We start from the raw sequence: 18,289 nt of genomic DNA, 5'->3' as shown, positions 1-18,289 counted from the left end.
ACTCCAAAAGCCATTCCAGCTTGGGTTTGGGCTTTGCTGATTTCATTCGTGGGGTTTGCCCTTTTCTATCTTGTCAGGTTCTGGAACCCTGACTTGTACAAATCCTTCTTTTAGCCATGGAGATAGCAACAATAACCGAAATAAAAATGCTGGTAGATACCTTTTACGATAAGGTAAGAAGGGATGATCTGTTAGCAGAAATCTTTGAAGAAAAGATCGGAGATCGTTGGGGAGAGCACTTAGAGAAAATGTACCGATTTTGGCAAACTGTCCTTTTGGCAGAACATACATATTATGGTAGTCCATTTTCTCCCCATTCAAGCTTGCCGGTTGATCAAAGCCATTTCGAACGATGGATCGCCCTTTTCTATAAAACAGTCGATGAACTTTTCGAAGGAGAAAAAGCGGAAGAAGCGAAATGGCGAGCAAAAAAAATGGCCGAAATGTTCCTGTTCAAGATTGAATACTATCAATCCAGAAATTCAAAACCCTTGCTATGAATACGAAAGTACAATCTCCCATCTCCGTAATCACAGTCTTTCTCTGGGTTGGCTTTGTCTGCGCCATCAGTTTTATGGAAGCTTGGCTCAAATTCAGGGCACCGGGAATTACATTGCCGCTGGGCCTTGGTATAGGACGACTCGTTTTCGGAGTACTGAACAAGGTTGAATGGGTCTTTGCTGTCGCGCTGCTTTGGCAGCTACTTCAACATAAACGAGCCTTGTCTTTTAAACAGATGCCACTGGCCATTGCCTTGGGTATTTTGCTCACACAAAGCTTCTGGATGTTGCCAGCTCTCGATGCACGGGCTGAAATGTATATTAACAACACTACACCTCCCGCTTCTAACCTTCATTTCTACTATGTGGGAGCAGAATTCATTAAGGTGGTGTGTCTCACAATTTATGGTATAAGCTTATTTAAAAGAGTAAACAATGAAAACACTATTTGAAAAAACAGTTGGTGAAATCGTAGCGGAAGACTACAGAACCGCTTCAGTATTTGAGTCGTTTGGTATAGATTTTTGCTGCCGAGGAAATAGACCCCTCAAAGATGCCTGCAACGAAAGTGAAGTTTCCAAAGGCACATTAAAACAAGCTTTGGAGGCACTTAATCGGCAGCCAACAGGAGAAAAAACTGAATATGACCAATGGCCGATTGACCTTCTCTGCGATTATATAGAAAAAAAACATCATCGATATGTTGAAGAAAAGTTACCCGTCATCAAACAGTATTTGGCAAAAATTGTGTCGGTGCACGGGGCTCAACACCCAGAATTATCAACCATTGAATCACTTTTCAATGCCTCTGCTGGCGAACTTGCCATGCACATGAAAAAAGAGGAGCTAATACTCTTTCCCTTTATCAGAAGAATGATGACTTCAAAGTCGGAAGAGATAAAGGAACGTCCTCCACACTTCGGAACCATTGAAAACCCAGTTCAAACCATGATGCACGAGCATGACACCGAAGGGGAGCGTTTTCGCCAAATCAAAAAACTGAGCAACAGCTATGTTCCCCCACCCGATGCCTGCAATACCTACATGGTCACATATGCCTTACTGAAAGAGTTCGAAGAAGACCTTCATTTGCATATTCACCTAGAAAACAATATTCTTTTCCCCAAAGCCATTGCCATGGAAAAGCAACTAACCACCTAAAATTTGAGCTAAAAGAAGAACCAAATGTCCGAACGCAAACCTCTCAAGCGCCATAAAGCACTTCAGCCATTCAGTCGGGAGCATCATCACGGTCTAATGCTTTGCTGGAAAATTCGTAAAGGTTTTTTAGGCGATATTGACCCCCAACGAATCAAGCGACATACCGATTGGTTCTATACCAATTATCTCCTTCCTCACTTTGCCGCAGAAGAAGAACACATATTCCCTATTTTGGGAAAGGACAATGAACTGATAAAGAAGTGCCTTTCTGAACACCGAAGGCTTTCTAGGCTTTTTGAAGACGAGGATGATATTGTAAAGAGCCTAAGTTTGATAGAAGAAGAGTTGGAAAAGCACATCCGTTTTGAAGAGCGTATCGTTTTTCAGGAGATACAAAAAATAGCGTCTGATAGTCAACTGAAACTTATTGATACTATGCACTCAGAAACTCAATTTGAAGAAGACAATTCAGACCCATTTTGGATTTAAGGATTCAACCGAGGGTTAGATTTCCACCTCGTTAAACCTCTCAAATAGTCAAAATATCGTAATGCTTTATTAATTGTCGTTTCAGCTTTTACCGCACTAACTCTTATATTCACCCTGATTTCCGACTATGAAAAAGCTACTTTTTACCCTTATTCTAGGTTTTTCAGCTTTCTGCCTTCAGGCACAAAACACATTTATTCCTTACAATCGGGATTACTATTCTCTAATAGATAGATTCCAGATCAAGTTCGGCACTAAAGAAAACCGCATTCAAACCACTCTGAAACCATTGAGAAGGGTTGAACTCTCCAATTTTCTCTTAGGAATGGAGGGCAGTTACGATGGCCTATCAGCTCAAGACAAATTCAACTATGAGTTTTTGATGAATGATAATTGGTACACTACCAAATCTAAATACAATGCGAACCCCAAAAGCTGGTGGGACCTGATGTATGACCGGAAATCTGATTTCTATGTGTACCAAACCAACGATTTCGTTCTAAGGGTTAACCCGGCCATGACCTTCACAGTAGGCAAAGATGGAGATGAAGATCAGATTCTCTACACCAATACCAGGGGGGCTGAAATTCAGGGAGAAATAGATGGCAAAGTGGGCTTCTACTCTATGCTCACCACCACTCAGGCCAGGTTTCCAGACTACGTTTATGATTTTATCCGAGAGAAGAGGGCCTTTCCTTATGAAGGTTTCTGGAAAGATGGAGAAGGCAACTCCAGGACCTGGGACTTCTTTCATGCCAGAGGCTACCTCACCTTCAATCTGACTAAGAGCATCAACATTCAAACCGGTTACGACAAGCACTTTATGGGCAATGGACTCAGGTCTCTGATGCTCTCAGACTTTTCCAGCCCCATGCTTTTTGGAAAAATCACCACCCAACTGGGACCTTTTAAATACACCAATCTGTTTGCCGAGCTGACTGAAGATATCATTTTCGCTGGTCAGAACCCGGGAGATGGCAAGTACCCCAAGAAGTTTCTGGCTTCCCATAGAATTGATGTAAGCATTCTTCATAACCTTGAAATCGGACTTTTTGAAGCGGTGGTGGCCGACAGCTCCAACATCAATTATTTCAACCCAATTATCTTCTACAGATCTGTGGAACAAAACCAGGGCAGCCCGGACAACACCTTGGTAGGGATGGATTTTAAGCTGAATCTGAAGCAGAAATATCAATTCTATGGTCAGTTTGTGTTCGATGAGTTTGTGATCAGCGAGCTCAGAGCCGGAGGAAGCTGGCGAAATAAATTCGGTGTTCAGTTGGGAGGAAAATATATAGATGCCTTCAATGTACCGAATCTGGACCTGCAGGCAGAGTTTAATGTGGCCAGGCCTTACTTCTATGCTTATGAAAGGCCGGCTTTAAGCTACTCTAACTACAGAAACCCTTTGGCGCACCCCCTGGGAGCCAATTTTAAGGAGATTATTTTGGCGGGTAGATATCAACCCCTGCCCCGGTTGTACGTGAGTGGAAAACTCATTTACAGCCAATATGGCGAAGACGGAAATGGCATGAACTATGGAGGAAACGTATTGGCCGACACGGACGATCGTATTGGAAACAACAACATTCGTATTGGCCAGGGTATTGGTACTAACCAAACCTACATAGACCTCACCGGAAGCTACATGCTATTGCATAATGTATTTGTTGACTTAAAAACCATTTACCGCAACAAGACCAGCGACCTGGCCTCACGCTCATCCAATAGCTTCATAAGCTTGCTTTCTTTGCGCTGGAACCTGCCTCAAAGAGAACATGAGTTCTGAGAATGTCATTTATTGCCTAACTTGCCCGCCAATTAGCGCATGAGTACATACGGACGCATTATTTCATTTGCCAAACCCTACCATCGGTACTTTCCGCAGTATGTGGTACTGGCTCTTTTGGCTATTATTTTCAGTCTTACTAACCTGGCTCTTCTGGAGCCGCTGTTTATTGTAATCTTCGATACCAAAGGGGCAGAAGCAATGCAGGCTTTGGCAACGGTCGGAGAGTTTGAGGTAAGCATAAATTATGTTAAAAGCCTTTTCTACCATAAGCTTCTGGAAGTGAGAGAAGCTTATGGTAAAAGTAGTATGCTCATTTATGTGAGTATTGTTATTGGCATCTCTGCTTTTCTGTCCAACCTCTTCACATACCTTTCCAATGTAATTATGGGCTACCTCAGGGCAGAGGTCATCCAAAAAATTAGAGACAAGGTATTTCTGAACACTTCCGGTTTGCACATGGGCTTTTTTGCCGGTGAACGAAAGGGAGACATAATGTCGCGCATGACCAACGATGTGCAGGAAATTGAAGTCACCCTGGTGAGCTCCATTAAAGTATTTTTTAGAGAGCCAGCCACCATTATCGTCTATCTCATCTTCTTATTTGTCACCTCTGTAAAGCTTACTCTGTTCACACTGGTCTTTTTTCCGGTAATGGGTTTTGTGATCTCAGAAATAGTAAAAAAACTCAAAAAGAAAGCCATTATGAGCCAGGAGTCTCTGGCCCGAATTGTGAATCTAATGGATGAGGTTTTTGGAGGCATGCGGGTTATCAAAGCCTTTAATGCCAAGGCTTATGTGAATGACCTTTTTAATAAAGAAACCCACCAATACAAGCGCATTAGCATGTCTATGGCGCGCAAAAACGAATTGGCCTCTCCCATATCGCAGTTTTTGGGCATTATTGTAGTAGCTACTTTGCTGGTAGTAGGCGGTAACCTCGTGCTCAGTGAAAAAAGCGATCTTGAGCCAGAGCAACTCCTTACCTATATTATAGTCTTTAGCCAAATTCTTAACCCGGCCAAAAGCATTTCTCAAAGCATCAGCAATATCCAAAGAGGCCTTGCTTCGGCAGAAAGGATTTTTAGGCTTATCGATGAAAAACCAAAAATTCAGAACCATCCGCAAGCCAAAATCCTCAACAGCTTCAACCAGGAAATCAGGTTTGACAATGTGAGCTTCACCTATGAAAAGGAGCCGGTACTTAAGAACATCAACCTAACCATTAAAAAAGGGGAAACTGTGGCACTGGTGGGCTCTTCTGGAGCCGGAAAATCTACGCTAGCCGATTTGGTACCGCGATTCTACGACCCAACCGATGGGCAAATTACCATAGATGGTGTGCCGGTAAGTGAAATAAATATTAACTCGCTGAGAGACCTAATGGGTATTGTTACCCAGGAGTCTATACTCTTCAACGACTCAGTGGCCAAAAACATAGCTTTTGCTAAGCCCAATGCTCGCGAAGAAGATATTGTGCAGGCCGCTAAAATTGCCAATGCCCATCAATTCATTACGGAATTGGACGAAGGTTACCAAACCAGCATTGGTGAACGAGGTGGTAAGCTTTCAGGAGGCCAAAGGCAACGCATTAGCATTGCCCGGGCCATTATGAAAAATCCGCCCATTCTAATTTTGGACGAAGCTACTTCAGCACTCGATACTGAATCGGAAAAGCTGGTACAAGAGGCACTAACCAACCTCATGAAAAACCGAACGTCTTTGGTAATTGCTCACAGGTTAAGCACCATTCAACATGCCGATAAAATAGTGGTAATGGATAAAGGCCGTATTGTAGAACAAGGAACCCATCAGGAACTTATTGCTTTAAAGGGCATTTATCATAAGCTGATCAACATGCAGTCAGTTTAGATTAATTCAAGCATTTATTGGCTTATTATTGGCCAATTAAACTATATTAGAGAACCTTACACGAAATGGAGAATCAGGAACTTATTGTTAATGAGTTAAAGGAAGCCGCCAAAGTGCTGGACCAGTTTCTTTCTAACTCAACCAACATTGAGGCTATAGAAACGGCCGCACAACTCATGGCCGATGCTATATTGGAAGAAGGAAAAATATTTAGCTGTGGAAACGGAGGCTCTCACTGCGATGCCATGCATTTTGCCGAAGAGCTTACCGGACGGTATCGGGAAGACCGCAAGGCCCTTCCGGCCATTGCCATTTCAGACCCCAGCCACATATCATGCGTTTCTAATGATTTTGGCTATGACGCAATTTTCTCGCGCTATATAGAAGGCCTGGGCAAACCGGGCGATGTACTCTTAGCCATAAGCACCAGCGGCAACTCCAATAATATTTTACGGGCTGCCGCCATGGCCAAACAAAAGAAAATGAAAATTGTGGCCCTAACAGGCAAAAATGGAGGCGAACTGGCTGAACTGGCCGATGTGGAAATACGGGTTCCGCATTTTGGCTATGCCGATAGAATACAAGAAGTACACATTAAGGTAATACACATAATCATTCAGTTAATAGAAAAACACACCGTTGGAGTTATCTAAAGGATATGGAAGTGCCGTTTTCGGGGTCGATGCCCAGATTATCACCATCGAAGTCAACATTGTCGATGGAACCAAGTTTTGGCTTTCTGGTCTGCCCGATACTGCCGTAAAGGAAAGCGAGCACCGCATAGAGTCGGTATTTAAATACTTTGAATATCGAATGCCCCGCAAGAAGGTGGTGGTAAACATGGCTCCGGCCGATATTCGGAAAGAAGGGTCATCCTATGATTTACCTATCGCACTGGGTGTGCTAAAATCTTCCGGTCAGATTATTGCCGATGACTTGGAGAAGTATGTCATTATGGGTGAACTGGCCCTGGACGGAACACTTCGACCCATCAAGGGAGCCTTACCGATTGCCATTGAGGCTAGGAAGAATGGGTTCAAGGGCTTTATTCTTCCTCTGGAAAATGCCAATGAAGCGGCTATTGTCAACAATCTGGATATTATCGGAGTAACCAACTTAGTTGAGGCCATTGAGTTTTTAGATGGAAGCAGACCGATAGAGCCGATCACCTACGATACGCGCGAACACTTCTTCAATCAACTGAATGATTATGAGGCTGACTTTGCCCATGTGCAAGGTCAGGAAAACATAAAAAGGGCTTTGGAAATTGCCGCAGCTGGTGGGCATAATGTGATCATGATTGGCCCTCCGGGAGCCGGTAAAACCATGCTTGCCAAGCGATTGCCTTCCATTCTACCTCCCTTAAATCTTCAAGAGGCACTGGAAACCACCAAAATCCATAGCGTGGCCGGAAAATTAGGATCGAATGCTCAGCTAATCACTCAACGCCCTTTCAGAAGCCCTCACCATACGGTTTCTGATGTGGCTCTGGTGGGTGGCGGTGGAGTACCTCAGCCAGGAGAAATATCGTTGGCACACAACGGGGTGCTATTTCTGGACGAACTTCCTGAGTTTAAACGTACGGTTTTGGAAGTAATGCGTCAGCCCTTGGAAGAGCGAAGAGTAACCATTAGCCGGGCCAAGCTGTCAGTTGACTTTCCTGCCAATTTCATGCTCATAGCCAGTATGAACCCTTGCCCTTGTGGCTACTATAACCATCCGGAAAAAGAGTGTGTTTGTGGTTCTGGCCAGGTACAGCGCTACCTCAATAAAGTAAGCGGCCCATTATTGGATCGCATAGATCTCCATGTTGAAGTAACTCCTGTCTCTTTCGATCAGATGACCCAAAATCGGAAATCAGAAAGTAGCGAAGAGATTAGACAACGTGTGATTGCCGCCAGAGACATACAACGTGAGCGGTTCAAAACCCTGGGTATTCACTCCAATGCCATGATGGGCAGCCAGATGGTTAAAGAAGTTTGCCAAATTAATGAGGCCGGAAAAACCCTGCTCAAAACAGCTATGGAAAGACTAGGCCTTTCGGCAAGAGCTTACGACAGAATATTGAAAGTGAGCCGCACTATTGCCGACCTTGACGGAAAAGAAAGCATTGGTATTGAACATTTGGCAGAAGCCATTCAATACCGCAGCCTCGACAGAGAAGGCTGGGCCGGGTAACCTAGCAAGCCAGGGAAGATACTGCTACAACGTATTTCAGGTTTCTTTGTACGGCCTTATTTGGAAATAAGCAATTGGAAAGCAAACAGTCTTCTTAAACCAGGCAAGACCTAAGTTAAGAAGACTGTTATCCAAATCGGCCCCAACTAACCTTGATTTATTTTCTTATTGAGGAAATAAGAAAATAGAAATCCTGACCCAAGCATTAAAAACAAACTTACAAAGTATGGTCCGGGATTATCTCCCCTTTTATCCATCCATCCTAAATCGTTCATCAGGGCTTCGAGGCCAAAACCTAACATAATACCCAAGGCTATACATATACACACAATACCCAACACTACTATAAAGAAGTAGTTTTTCTTTCTGGGTTCAATGTTAAACAGCTTGGCATCTGCCCCCTTTTCTATAAGTAGTACTCTCTCCTTATGCCGGGTGTGATAGTAGTAGTAGATTAGAGCCACTGCCCCACCGATGGTTAGTATCAGAAATACCGCAAACACTGTACTTGCTTCCATAATTGTTATTTTTCGTTCTGCTAGCTTTGATGCCGCTTCCGCTGAGTAGGTTACAGTTTGGGCCGGTATTTCTGCTCATGAAATAATTCGTAACTTCCACTTGTTCTGCCTGCAAACCTTATGGTGATTTCTTTTTAAATCGTAATGCACCCCCTGCTATCCCAGGGCTTATTTACCCAACTGTGTCAGGCAAACTTTTTAAAGAAACCCTAAAAATCTACTAGGCCTGTAACCTTATTCTTTCAAATGTAGTCAAACGCAGCAAAGTGAAAAGCCACAATGAATTATACGCAATGGAACTAATCATCGCTAGGGTAAAACAGGGCGATATGGTTGCATTCAATGCACTCATTGATGAGCACAAGGCAATGGCTTTTACTTTAGCTATAAAGCTTTTGAAAAACCGGGAAGATGCTGAGGAAGTAACTCAAGACGCATTTGTAAAAGCATATAAGAACATATCCCAGTTCGAAGGAAAATCTAAGTTTTCTACCTGGTTATATACCATAGTATACAACACTGCTCTTACAAGGCTGCGTAAAAAACAGATCAGCATACAAGAATTAGACTCGCATACCGTAGAAAATTCGGTTGAAGCCAGTGAATCATCTGCTTCCTGGAATACCTTACGAAAAGATGAAAGAAGCAGCTACATTCAGCAAGCGCTACACCGACTGGTTGAAGAGGATCAGGTGGTGATCACCTTGTTTTACCTTAATGAAAATTCACTGGTAGAGATTTGCGAAATCACAGGTTGGGAATTATCCAACGTTAAAGTTAGATTGCACAGAGCAAGAAAAAGGCTACTTGCTCAACTCGAAAAGCTATTAGATACAGAGGTTAGGTCATTATTATGAGTAAGTTCGAACTTTCAGATGAGCAACTAAAGCAACTTCTTAGAAACGAAGGGTTAGAAGAGCCTTCACTGAGCTTTAACCGTAAAGTATTGGAGCAAGTGCAGGTCTATGAGCGCGCCCGATCCATTCGTACGCCTATGTGGGTTAAGGTTCTCTTTGCCCTATTTATTGTTGTACCAGTTGTGCTCATCATTACAGTTGGCGGTGTTAATTACCAGCTAGGAGAAGGTAGCTTTGCGTTCAATACAATTCAACTACCCAGAATAAACATAGACCTAAATTACCTCTACTATTTTGCACTTCTTGTGGCTGCCTTGTGGTTATCGGTGGTCTTCTACAAAATTCTGGACAAGTCGAATCACAGGGTTAAAAACGGTTAATAGTTTTTCAGGAACAGGTCAATTATACAACTTGTGGTATTGTTCATGCCATGAGAACCTGCTACTCCCTAATTGTCATGTTGGCCACAACCCTGTTATTACAAGCACAGGAGAGCCAACCCTTGAGCGGTGTAGTATTAGATTCTAAAACTGGTTTCCCTGTGCCATACGCCAGTATTCTCATCAAGAATAAGCAGCAGGGAATGGGAGCCACAGGCAAGGGTACTTTTAGACTACATCTCTCGCTGGGAGATACCCTTCAAATATCTTCAATAGGCTATGAAACTCTCACTATTGGCCTCGACTCTTCAAACACCAATTTTTCTGAGGTAAGTATATTCAAACTCAACCCGGCAGTGTATGATCTTGACTCTTTAGAAATTTTTGAGCTAAGCGATCATTTCTACCTAAAGCGCCCAAAACGAGACACTTTAGACATTGGAGTGAGACTACCCGCTGTACCAAGAGACTGGAGCCGCCCTCAAACACTACCTCTCACCACTGGTGAAGCAGGAGTTGTTATTACCGGTTTTCTCAACAGTTTTGACAAAACACTTAAACAAAAACAGATTCTCAACGAGTTTAGCAAGGCCGATGCCTTTAGGAAACAAAGAGCAGCCGAAAGAGAAAAATACTTCAATAAAGAACTTGTAAAACGAGTAACACGCATAGACGACCGTGTAATTGACGAGTTTATGGAGTTTTGCAATTTTCTGGATGGGCAAATCATTGGTAAAACCGAATATGAAATTACACTTCTTATATTAGAAAGGTACAAGGCTTTTTTAAGAAGGTAATTAAAACAAAAGGCATTGCACTATAGTCAGCTTTAAGTTGCGTTCAGGTCACTCAGATTCCTCTAGCCTTATTTACCCCTTGGCTTTGGTACAATTTTCGTAATATCGAACATTAAAGAAAGAGCTTATGAAAGTTTTAATGTCTATGCTTTTCGGATTTCTGATGGTTTTGCCGCAGAGCAACGAATTGAACAAAGCAGCCGGAAATTGGGAAGGAACTATCACAGCACCTGGTGTAAGCCTCAAGATAGTCTTCCACATTGTCAATAGCGAAGGAAAACTTAGTGCTACTATGGATAGCCCCGATCAGGATACCTACGGACTTAAAATGGATGAGGTAGTCTTTGCCAATAATAAAATTAAAATGACGATTCAACAGTATGGAGGCCAGTACGAAGGCGAGTTGAAGGACGACAAGTTTGTTGGAAAATGGTCTCAGGGAGGTCAATCCATAGACCTAAACTTAACCCGAATTAAAAAGAAGGGATCTAGCTGATACTCAGCTTAAATAAACAGTATTGTTAAAGGTTGGCGAAATCAATAAATTGAAATCGTCAACCTTTTATTTTATGAAGAAACTTACCTATGGGCTCACCTTTCTGGTTTTTGCCCTCTTTATTGCGCAACCGCTTTTCTCCCAGATTGAGAAAGCCCCTCCCAGAGCGGAAGGAGAAGGCCCATTCAACAAACTTATCATTAGAGGTGTAACACTCATCAATGGCAACGGAGCTCCTCCCACGGGACCGGTAGATATAGTAGTGGAGAAGAACATAATCAAGGGTATTTACAATGTAGGTTACCCTGGTCTGCCCATCAATGAGCGTGGTCGTCCTAAAGCAGCTGCGGGCGATAAAGAACTGGATGCCGAAGGCATGTACCTTCTTCCAGGGCTTATTGATATGCACGGACATATTGGTGGCACCGGACAGGGAACACCAGCCGAATATGTATTTAAGCTATGGCTCGCTCATGGCATTACAACCATTCGAGACCCTTCTGCAGGAAACGGATTAGATTGGGTGCTGGAGCACAAAAAGAAAAGCGCCAACAATGAAATAACCGCTCCTCGCATTTTTGCCTATACGGGCTTTGGCCAGGGAGCAAAAGAACCCATATCGACCCCCCAGCAAGCCAGAGAGTGGGTGCGGCAAAACGCTGCCAACGGAGCTGATGGCATTAAATTCTTTGGTGCTGCTCCAGACATTATGCAGGCGGCATTGGAAGAAAATAAAAAACTTGGGCTTCGGTCGGCCATGCATCATGCACAAATGGATGTAGTGCGTTGGAATGTCCTTAATTCTGCCAGGGCCGGACTTACCTCTATGGAACATTGGTATGGACTGCCCGAAGCGATGTTTACGGATAGGAAAATTCAGAATTACAGCCTGGATTATAACTACCGAAACGAGCAAGATCGTTTTGGAGAAGCGGGCAGGCTATGGAAACAAGCCGCTCCCCCGTATTCTGAAAAATGGAATGAGGTAATGAACGAACTTATTGCTTTGGACTTTACCCTGGATCCTACATTCAACATATATGAAGCCAGCCGTGATCTCATGAGAGCATATACGGCCGAGTGGCACCAGACCTACACTTTACCTTCGTTGTGGGATTTCTACCGCCCCAGCCGCAGGTCGCATGGTTCTTACTGGTTCTCATGGGGTACGGAACAGGAAGTGGCCTGGAAAGAAAATTACAGGCTTTGGATGACCTTTGTGAACGAATATAAAAATCGAGGTGGAAGGGTTACAGCCGGATCAGACTCAGGGTTCATTTACCAACTCTATGGCTTTGGCTTCATTCGCGAATTAGAGCTCCTGAGAGAAGCAGGTTTTCATCCTCTTGAAGTAATCATGTCGGCCACACTTAATGGAGCCGAAGCCTTAGGCGCAGACGATATGCTGGGTTCAGTAGAAATTGGAAAGTATGCCGACTTTGTGATTCTGGAAGAAAACCCACTCGAAAACCTGAAGATGCTCTATGGAACAGGCTTTATTAGGTTAAATGATAACAATGAGGTTGAAAGAGCCGGTGGAGTTAAATACACCATTAAAGACGGAATTATATACGATGCCAAGCAACTTCTGGAAGATGTAAAACGCATGGTAGATGAAAAAAAGAATGGAATGACCTTTAAACTTACTCACAAATAGATGAAAAAATATATTTCTACAGGGCTGATTGTATCAGCCTTTTTTTGTCTGGCATCCTGTAAACAATCCAAGCCGGAGGTTTACACTCCCGAACACTTTCAGGCTCTATCATTATTGGGAGACTCTCTCAAAATTCCTGAAAGGTCTGTAGAAGCAGAAGCCCGGCTCATGGCCAATTTAGATGAAGCCAAGGCCAATTACCTTGCAAATCCAACGGAAATGAATACCATTTGGCTTGGCCGAAGATATGCCTACCTGTCGGACTATAGAAAAGCCATAGAAGTGTTTAGTGAGGGTATCGAAGCTTTTCCTTCCTCTTATAAAATGTATCGTCATCGTGGCCACCGGTATGTGAGTCTTCGTGAGTTCGACAAAGCCATTAGTGATTTTGCCAAAGCTTATGAACTTATGCCCAAAGACACCATGGAAACGGAACCCGATGGGGCACCTAATGCGCTCAATATCCCGCTTTCTAATACACAGTTCAATATTTTATATCACTATGGCCTGGCCCACTATTTAAAAGGTGAGTTCGATAAAGCAGAGTCTATTTATAAAGAGTGTATGGAATACTCCGACAATCCTGACCTGAAAGTGGCTACTATGGATTGGCTTTACATGACCCTGAGAAGACAGGGTAAAACAGAAGAAGCCAATGCCCTTTTGAATTCGCTGAACAGCGATTGGGAGATTATCGAAAATGACAGCTACATGAAAAGGCTGCTCATGTACAAAGGAGAGCTAAAGACAGAAGAACTTTTTAAAACAGACAATGCCGATGTGGCTTTGAGTCTGGCTACTCAAGGGTACGGTGTTGCCAATTGGTATCTTTATGAAGGTGATACTGCTACTGCTAAGCGCATTTTTAAAGACGTTGTTAATGGTACAAGCTGGGCCGCGTTTGGCTATATAGCTGCAGAGGCCGATTTGAGCCGATTGCAATAGTTATTATTGTAAAGAAGTGATAAAAAAAGAGGGTGTTAATACACCCTCTTTTTTATATCTAAAGTTTTAAGACTCAATTCTAGTTGCCATAACCGGTGTTCTGCACAAGACTAGGGTTTGCATCCATCTCTCGCTGTGGTATCGGGTATACCATTTCAGGAGCGTTATAGGCAAAGCCATCGGCCGTTCCTTGTAGTCTTTTCAAGTCGTGAATAGCCTGTCCTTCATGAGCCAATTCCAGCTTTCTTTCCAACAGAATATCTGGCAAAGTAACTACCAACAAACTAGGCAGGTTTACTCTGTTTCTGATTCTGTTAATATCAGCCAATGGAGTTGCACCTACATTGGTACCTTCTCTGAAGTTCGCTTCTGCACGGGTTAGGTACATCTCTGCCAATCTTACCATGGTTACATTACCAAACTGGTTGTTCCACTTACCACTTCGCATGGCTCCGTTACCCATATAGAATAAGTCAAGGCGATCATCTAGCGGATCGTACAAGTCTAAGTGGGCCTGTAGTATATCTACATCACCATCTCTACCACCAAAAGAAGGAATAGAGAAGAATGTATTCATACTGTTCACCCCATCCTGATTATTCACTTGAATAGCAAAAATATCTTCGCTGGAGTTATTGTCATTGTTAAATGCACCCGCATAGGTATTGGTGAGCGAGTAGTTACCGCTGGTTATTACTCTATGCGCAGCATCTCTTGCATTCGCATAATCTCCCATTTGAAGATATACTCTCGAAAGTATGGCTGCAGCCGCAGCATCGGTAGCGTAAATGCCATTAGAAGAAGGCAACAGGCTTTCGGCCGTTGTAAGATCACTTATTACCTGATTGTACACCTCCTGAACCGTGTTTCTAGGTACCTGGCTATCTTCACTGATGGCCCTTGTTGGCTCTAAAACCAGCGGAACACCAAGGTTGCTGTTCACATTACCGGCCGAGTAAGGCTGTGCATAAAACTTCACTAGTTCAAAGTATAGCACTCCTCTGATAAAGAGGGCTTCTCCCCGAACTCTGTCTCTATCGGCAGCATTTACCACATCAATAGCCGATAACACGTTGTTGGCGATGTTAATGGCGCTGTAAGCCTGAAGCCACTCACCTGTAACATCGGCATTATTCACGGTCATAGACTTGTTAAAGATTTCTCTTGGTCCGTTAAAAGTACCGGCCCATCTAATCTCTCCATTGGCCGCAAGCAATTCTGAATCTCTCAGAATATTGCCACCAAACAAACTTCCGTTACCCAGGTCGTTGTATGCACCCACGAGCACGGATTTCACGTTGCTATCAGTGGTAAGTGCCTGTCCTTCATCTATACTCTGTGCAGGAGACAAATCAAGTTTGTCATCGCACGAGGCCAAGCCAATAGCAATTACCAGTGCTAAAAATTTATGTATAACTGTCTTTTTCATTTTGTTTCTCTTTACGTCCATCATCTTAGAATCCAACATTAAGACCGAAAGTAAGTGTCTTAGCCTGAGGCGCAGAGTAGAAATCATTACCCTGGTTGATGTTACTAGATCTGTAATCTGTGTTTACCTCTGGATCCCAACCGGAATAGTTGGTAAATGTAGCCAGGTTGATTCCTGTCATGTAAATTCTCAAGCTTCTGAGGTTAGCTTTCTCCAACACGCTTGAAGGCACATTGTAACCAAGTGTCACGTTTTTCAGGCGGAGATAATCACCGTCTTCCAAATAACGGCTTGAGGCCTGTACACCATTACCATAGGCCAATCTGGCTTGTGGTACCATGGTGATGTCTCCCGGCTGTTGCCATCTGTTCAGCTGATCTCTGGTTTGGTTATCGAACCAGTCTCCATTAGCAGACTGGAACCCTCCACCACCATTATATATCTGGTTTCCGGTTACAAACTGAAGCAGAATGCTCAGATCGAAGTCTTTGAAGCGGAAGTTGTTGGTTAAACCACCAATCCAGTCTGGGTTAGGATCTCCCAAAACAACACGCGCTGCAGCGTTGAAGTCGTTGGTTGTTTCTCTTTCAGAACCCGGGGTATTGAGATACCAAAGGGCATCTCCATTGTCTGGGTCAGCACCGGCAAACTCTCTTCCATAGAACACACCAATTGACTCACCAACCTTTACAACGTTCAACCATCTTGAGCTACCTGAGTCAATCAGTTCCTGATCTCCATCGAGTGCTTTTACTCTGTTTCTGTTTCGGGCAATGTTGAAGCTGGTATTCCACTCAAAGTCAGTTGTTCTCACATTGGAGGTGTTCAATACAAACTCGAAACCTTTGTTTTCCATTTCACCAATGTTCTGCAACTGGCTATTGAAGCCTGAAGTACCAGGAACCGGTACGTTCAACAGAAGGTCTTCTGTGTTCTTCACGTAGTAATCAATCTCTCCCGAGATTCTATCTTCGAGCAAACCGAAGTCGATACCTACGTTGAATTGTTTGGTAGTTTCCCAGGTAAGGTCAGGGTTAGGAATTTGGGTAGGCTGCAAGCCTGAATCGCCTGCATAGGCCGATCCTCCATAAAGACCCAAGTGACCAAAGTTACCGATACCGGCATTACCTGTAGCCCCATAACTGGCTCTCAATTTCATGAAACTAACGGCTGAAACATCACTTAAGAAAGACTCTTCAGAGAGTATCCATCCGGCCGAGGCTGCAGGGAAGAAACCGTATCTCTCGTTCTCACCAAATCGCGAAGAACCATCAACACGACCACTTACTGAGAAGAGGTATTTATTGTTGATTTTATAGTTTACTCTGGCAAAATAAGAGAGGAATGAGAACTGAGTTAGTGTTGAAGTACCACCTGTAATTTCGGCTGCACTAGCCACTTTTTTCAGATCGTCTACGGCAAAACCTGTTCCGGTTACGCTAGTCACATCGGTACTTGAATACTGATACTCCGAACCTGCTGTTACACTTAGGTCGTGGCCATTGCTCAAAGATTTATCAAAATTGGCATAAACCTTAGAGGTATTGTTGAGCACTCGCACCCAACGAGAGAAGCCTTGACCATCTACCGATTGGCCGGTAAATGTTCTTTTTCCCCAGAATCTATCTTCGTTTTGATCCAGGAGGTCAATGCCATATTCGGCTGTCACCTTAAGACCCGGCATTACATTGTATGTGGCATACACGGCACCGATGTTTCTGAAAACAGTGGTAATAAACTCAGCGTCTTCGTTCTCAATTAACCCATTGTAATAGGTTGTGGTTGGCCTGTCGTATAATTGACCATTGAGGTCTCTCACAGGAGTGATTGGTGCCAAAGCAACCAACTGAAGCGGAGTGGCAAAAGCGTTGTCATCGGCAACCCTGTCGTTAATGGTTCTGGCCAAAGACAAGTTCATACCAAACTTAAGTTTATCGGTAGCCTGATGGTCCAGGTTAATTCGGCCAGAGGTTCTCTGGAAGTTGTTTCCTATAAGAATACCATCCTGATCTGAGTAGCTTCCGCTAATATAGAATGAGGTTTTGTCTGATCCTCCGCTAGCCGACACATCGATGAGCGTGCTAGTAGCATCCTGGAAGGCAAGGTCTTGCCAATCTGTATCGGTTTCATTGTTTCTCCAGTCAGACCAACCGGAATAGCGGTCGAATCTACCTTCGGCAAACTGCAACCATGATCCGGGATAATCAGCCGGATTATTAATCGGGTCGAAGCCTTCCAACAAATCAGAATTATATGCTGCCTCGGTGAATAGCTCAATATACTCTTCAGCATTGAGCCAGTCCTTTTTACCGGTGGGGCGGCTAAACCCTTGTTGAATATTGAGGTTCACTCTTGTATTTCCGGCCTTACCTTTTTTGGTTGTAATAATTACTACTCCATTGGCACCTCTGGAACCGTAAATTGCTGCTGCAGAAGCATCTTTCAGGATTTCAAGAGACTCGATATCATTGAAGTTGATATCGGCCAGCGGGCTGGTTTGAGAAGAAGATGAGGATTGGCTCTGGGTAGTTACTGGCACACCGTCAATTACATATAGCGGCTCGTTCGAACCTGTAATGGAGGTAGCCCCACGAATTCTCATCTTAATGCCCTGGCCTACTTTACCGTTTTCGCTTTCAATAAAAACGCCTGCGGTACGGCCCTGAATGGCCTGTTGAAAGTTGGGTACTGGTGTGTTTTCAATTTGCTCGGCCTTTAGAGATACAATGTTACCCGTAAGGTCTTGCTTAATTTGCGAACCATAACCCACTACAACCAGCTCACCGGCAGATGTTACACTTGGCATTAGCTGTATGTTAATGTTGGTTCTGTTTCCCACTTGGCTTTCTTGAGTAACAAAGCCCACAAAGCTGTAGACAAGAATTGACTCTGCACTTGGAACTGTTATACGGTATTGCCCATCGGCATCAGTAAATACCCCTTGGGACGTTCCCTTGATTTGAATGGTTACGCCAGGTAACCCTTCCCCCGTTTCATCGGTCACCTTTCCGGTGATCGCCCTACTCTGTGCCCAAAGCCCGGAGGCTATAAACACGAGAGCAAAAAACATCAGTAGTTTTCTCTTCATAATTCAGTGGTTAGTTTACATAAATGGTAAAGGCATCAGAACACTCTAGAAAAAAATGCCCTGAGGCGTTGTTCCATAACCTACAAGATTACAGAATTTTAAATAATTAGACATTGAAATAACAATTAATTTC

The 18,289-nt window shown here is 43.6% G+C and carries 17 protein-coding genes; 14 read left to right on the top strand and 3 right to left on the bottom strand.

Features of this window, described 5'->3' with window-relative positions; all coding sequences use genetic code 11:
- Positions 1-146 precede the first annotated feature (146 nt).
- From B3763_RS04840 to B3763_RS04805, 8 genes are all read left to right on the top strand, one after another.
- Entirely contained in the window at positions 147-500 is a 354-nt protein-coding gene (locus B3763_RS04840; RefSeq protein ID WP_286744257.1) for a group III truncated hemoglobin, read from the top strand.
- A complete protein-coding gene (locus B3763_RS04835; protein WP_286744255.1) occupies positions 497-952 on the top strand; it encodes a hypothetical protein in 456 nt (151 codons plus the stop codon). Before B3763_RS04840 ends, B3763_RS04835 begins: the two co-directional genes overlap by 4 nt.
- A complete protein-coding gene (gene ric / locus B3763_RS04830) occupies positions 936-1,661 on the top strand; it encodes an iron-sulfur cluster repair di-iron protein (protein ID WP_286744254.1) in 726 nt (241 codons plus the stop codon). The genes B3763_RS04835 and ric overlap by 17 nt, the downstream gene beginning before the upstream one ends.
- Before the next feature lie 24 nt (positions 1,662-1,685).
- Complete coding sequence (locus B3763_RS04825) at positions 1,686-2,150, top strand: hemerythrin domain-containing protein (RefSeq protein ID WP_286744252.1); 465 nt, start codon at positions 1,686-1,688, stop codon at positions 2,148-2,150.
- 127 nt (positions 2,151-2,277) lie between these two features.
- Positions 2,278-3,939 (top strand): hypothetical protein, encoded by a 1,662-nt coding sequence (locus B3763_RS04820; RefSeq protein WP_286744251.1) that lies wholly within the window; start codon positions 2,278-2,280, stop codon positions 3,937-3,939.
- Positions 3,940-3,978: 39 nt separating this feature from the next.
- The gene (locus B3763_RS04815) at positions 3,979-5,811 is read left to right on the top strand and encodes an ABC transporter ATP-binding protein (protein ID WP_189628494.1); all 1,833 of its coding nucleotides are present in this window, start codon (positions 3,979-3,981) and stop codon (positions 5,809-5,811) included.
- Positions 5,812-5,876: 65 nt separating this feature from the next.
- A complete protein-coding gene (lpcA, locus tag B3763_RS04810) occupies positions 5,877-6,464 on the top strand; it encodes a D-sedoheptulose 7-phosphate isomerase (RefSeq protein WP_189628495.1) in 588 nt (195 codons plus the stop codon).
- The gene (locus tag B3763_RS04805) at positions 6,451-7,989 is read left to right on the top strand and encodes a YifB family Mg chelatase-like AAA ATPase (RefSeq protein WP_286744248.1); all 1,539 of its coding nucleotides are present in this window, start codon (positions 6,451-6,453) and stop codon (positions 7,987-7,989) included. The genes lpcA and B3763_RS04805 overlap by 14 nt, the downstream gene beginning before the upstream one ends.
- Positions 7,990-8,135: 146 nt before the next feature.
- Here the strand turns inward: B3763_RS04805 and B3763_RS04800 are convergent, their stop codons facing one another.
- Positions 8,136-8,507: a DUF6249 domain-containing protein gene (locus B3763_RS04800; protein ID WP_189628497.1), complete on the bottom strand. Its 372-nt coding sequence runs from the start codon at positions 8,505-8,507 to the stop codon at positions 8,136-8,138.
- 293 nt (positions 8,508-8,800) lie between these two features.
- On the opposite strand from B3763_RS04800, the gene B3763_RS04795 reads away from it, so the two are divergent.
- The 6 genes from B3763_RS04795 to B3763_RS04770 all read left to right on the top strand — a co-directional run bounded on the left by B3763_RS04795 (position 8,801) and on the right by B3763_RS04770 (position 13,639).
- Positions 8,801-9,364, top strand: a complete 564-nt coding sequence (locus B3763_RS04795; RefSeq protein WP_286744245.1) for an RNA polymerase sigma factor — start codon at positions 8,801-8,803, stop codon at positions 9,362-9,364.
- Positions 9,361-9,744, top strand: a complete 384-nt coding sequence (locus tag B3763_RS04790; RefSeq protein WP_286744243.1) for a hypothetical protein — start codon at positions 9,361-9,363, stop codon at positions 9,742-9,744. The genes B3763_RS04795 and B3763_RS04790 overlap by 4 nt, the downstream gene beginning before the upstream one ends.
- A 50-nt stretch (positions 9,745-9,794) precedes the next feature.
- Positions 9,795-10,541 (top strand): carboxypeptidase-like regulatory domain-containing protein, encoded by a 747-nt coding sequence (locus B3763_RS04785; protein ID WP_286744241.1) that lies wholly within the window; start codon positions 9,795-9,797, stop codon positions 10,539-10,541.
- A 127-nt stretch (positions 10,542-10,668) separates the two neighbouring features.
- Positions 10,669-11,037: a hypothetical protein gene (locus B3763_RS04780; RefSeq protein WP_189628501.1), complete on the top strand. Its 369-nt coding sequence runs from the start codon at positions 10,669-10,671 to the stop codon at positions 11,035-11,037.
- A 73-nt stretch (positions 11,038-11,110) separates the two neighbouring features.
- Positions 11,111-12,694, top strand: a complete 1,584-nt coding sequence (locus B3763_RS04775; protein WP_286744236.1) for an amidohydrolase family protein — start codon at positions 11,111-11,113, stop codon at positions 12,692-12,694.
- Entirely contained in the window at positions 12,695-13,639 is a 945-nt protein-coding gene (locus B3763_RS04770; RefSeq protein ID WP_286744234.1) for a tetratricopeptide repeat protein, read from the top strand.
- A 79-nt stretch (positions 13,640-13,718) separates the two neighbouring features.
- On the opposite strand, the gene B3763_RS04765 is transcribed toward B3763_RS04770, so the two are convergent.
- Complete coding sequence (locus B3763_RS04765) at positions 13,719-15,068, bottom strand: RagB/SusD family nutrient uptake outer membrane protein (protein ID WP_189628504.1); 1,350 nt, start codon at positions 15,066-15,068, stop codon at positions 13,719-13,721.
- A gap of 25 nt (positions 15,069-15,093) precedes the next feature.
- Positions 15,094-18,156 carry a SusC/RagA family TonB-linked outer membrane protein gene (locus B3763_RS04760; protein WP_286744231.1) on the bottom strand — a complete coding sequence of 1,021 codons (3,063 nt, stop codon included), beginning with the start codon at positions 18,154-18,156 and terminating at the stop codon, positions 15,094-15,096.
- Positions 18,157-18,289: the final 133 nt, after the last annotated feature.

Source organism: Roseivirga sp. UBA1976, assembly GCF_002336325.1.
GTDB lineage: Bacteria > Bacteroidota > Bacteroidia > Cytophagales > Cyclobacteriaceae > Roseivirga > Roseivirga thermotolerans.
The sequence above is the reverse complement of the archived record's forward strand: the minus strand, read 5'-3'. Positions and strand labels throughout refer to the sequence as shown.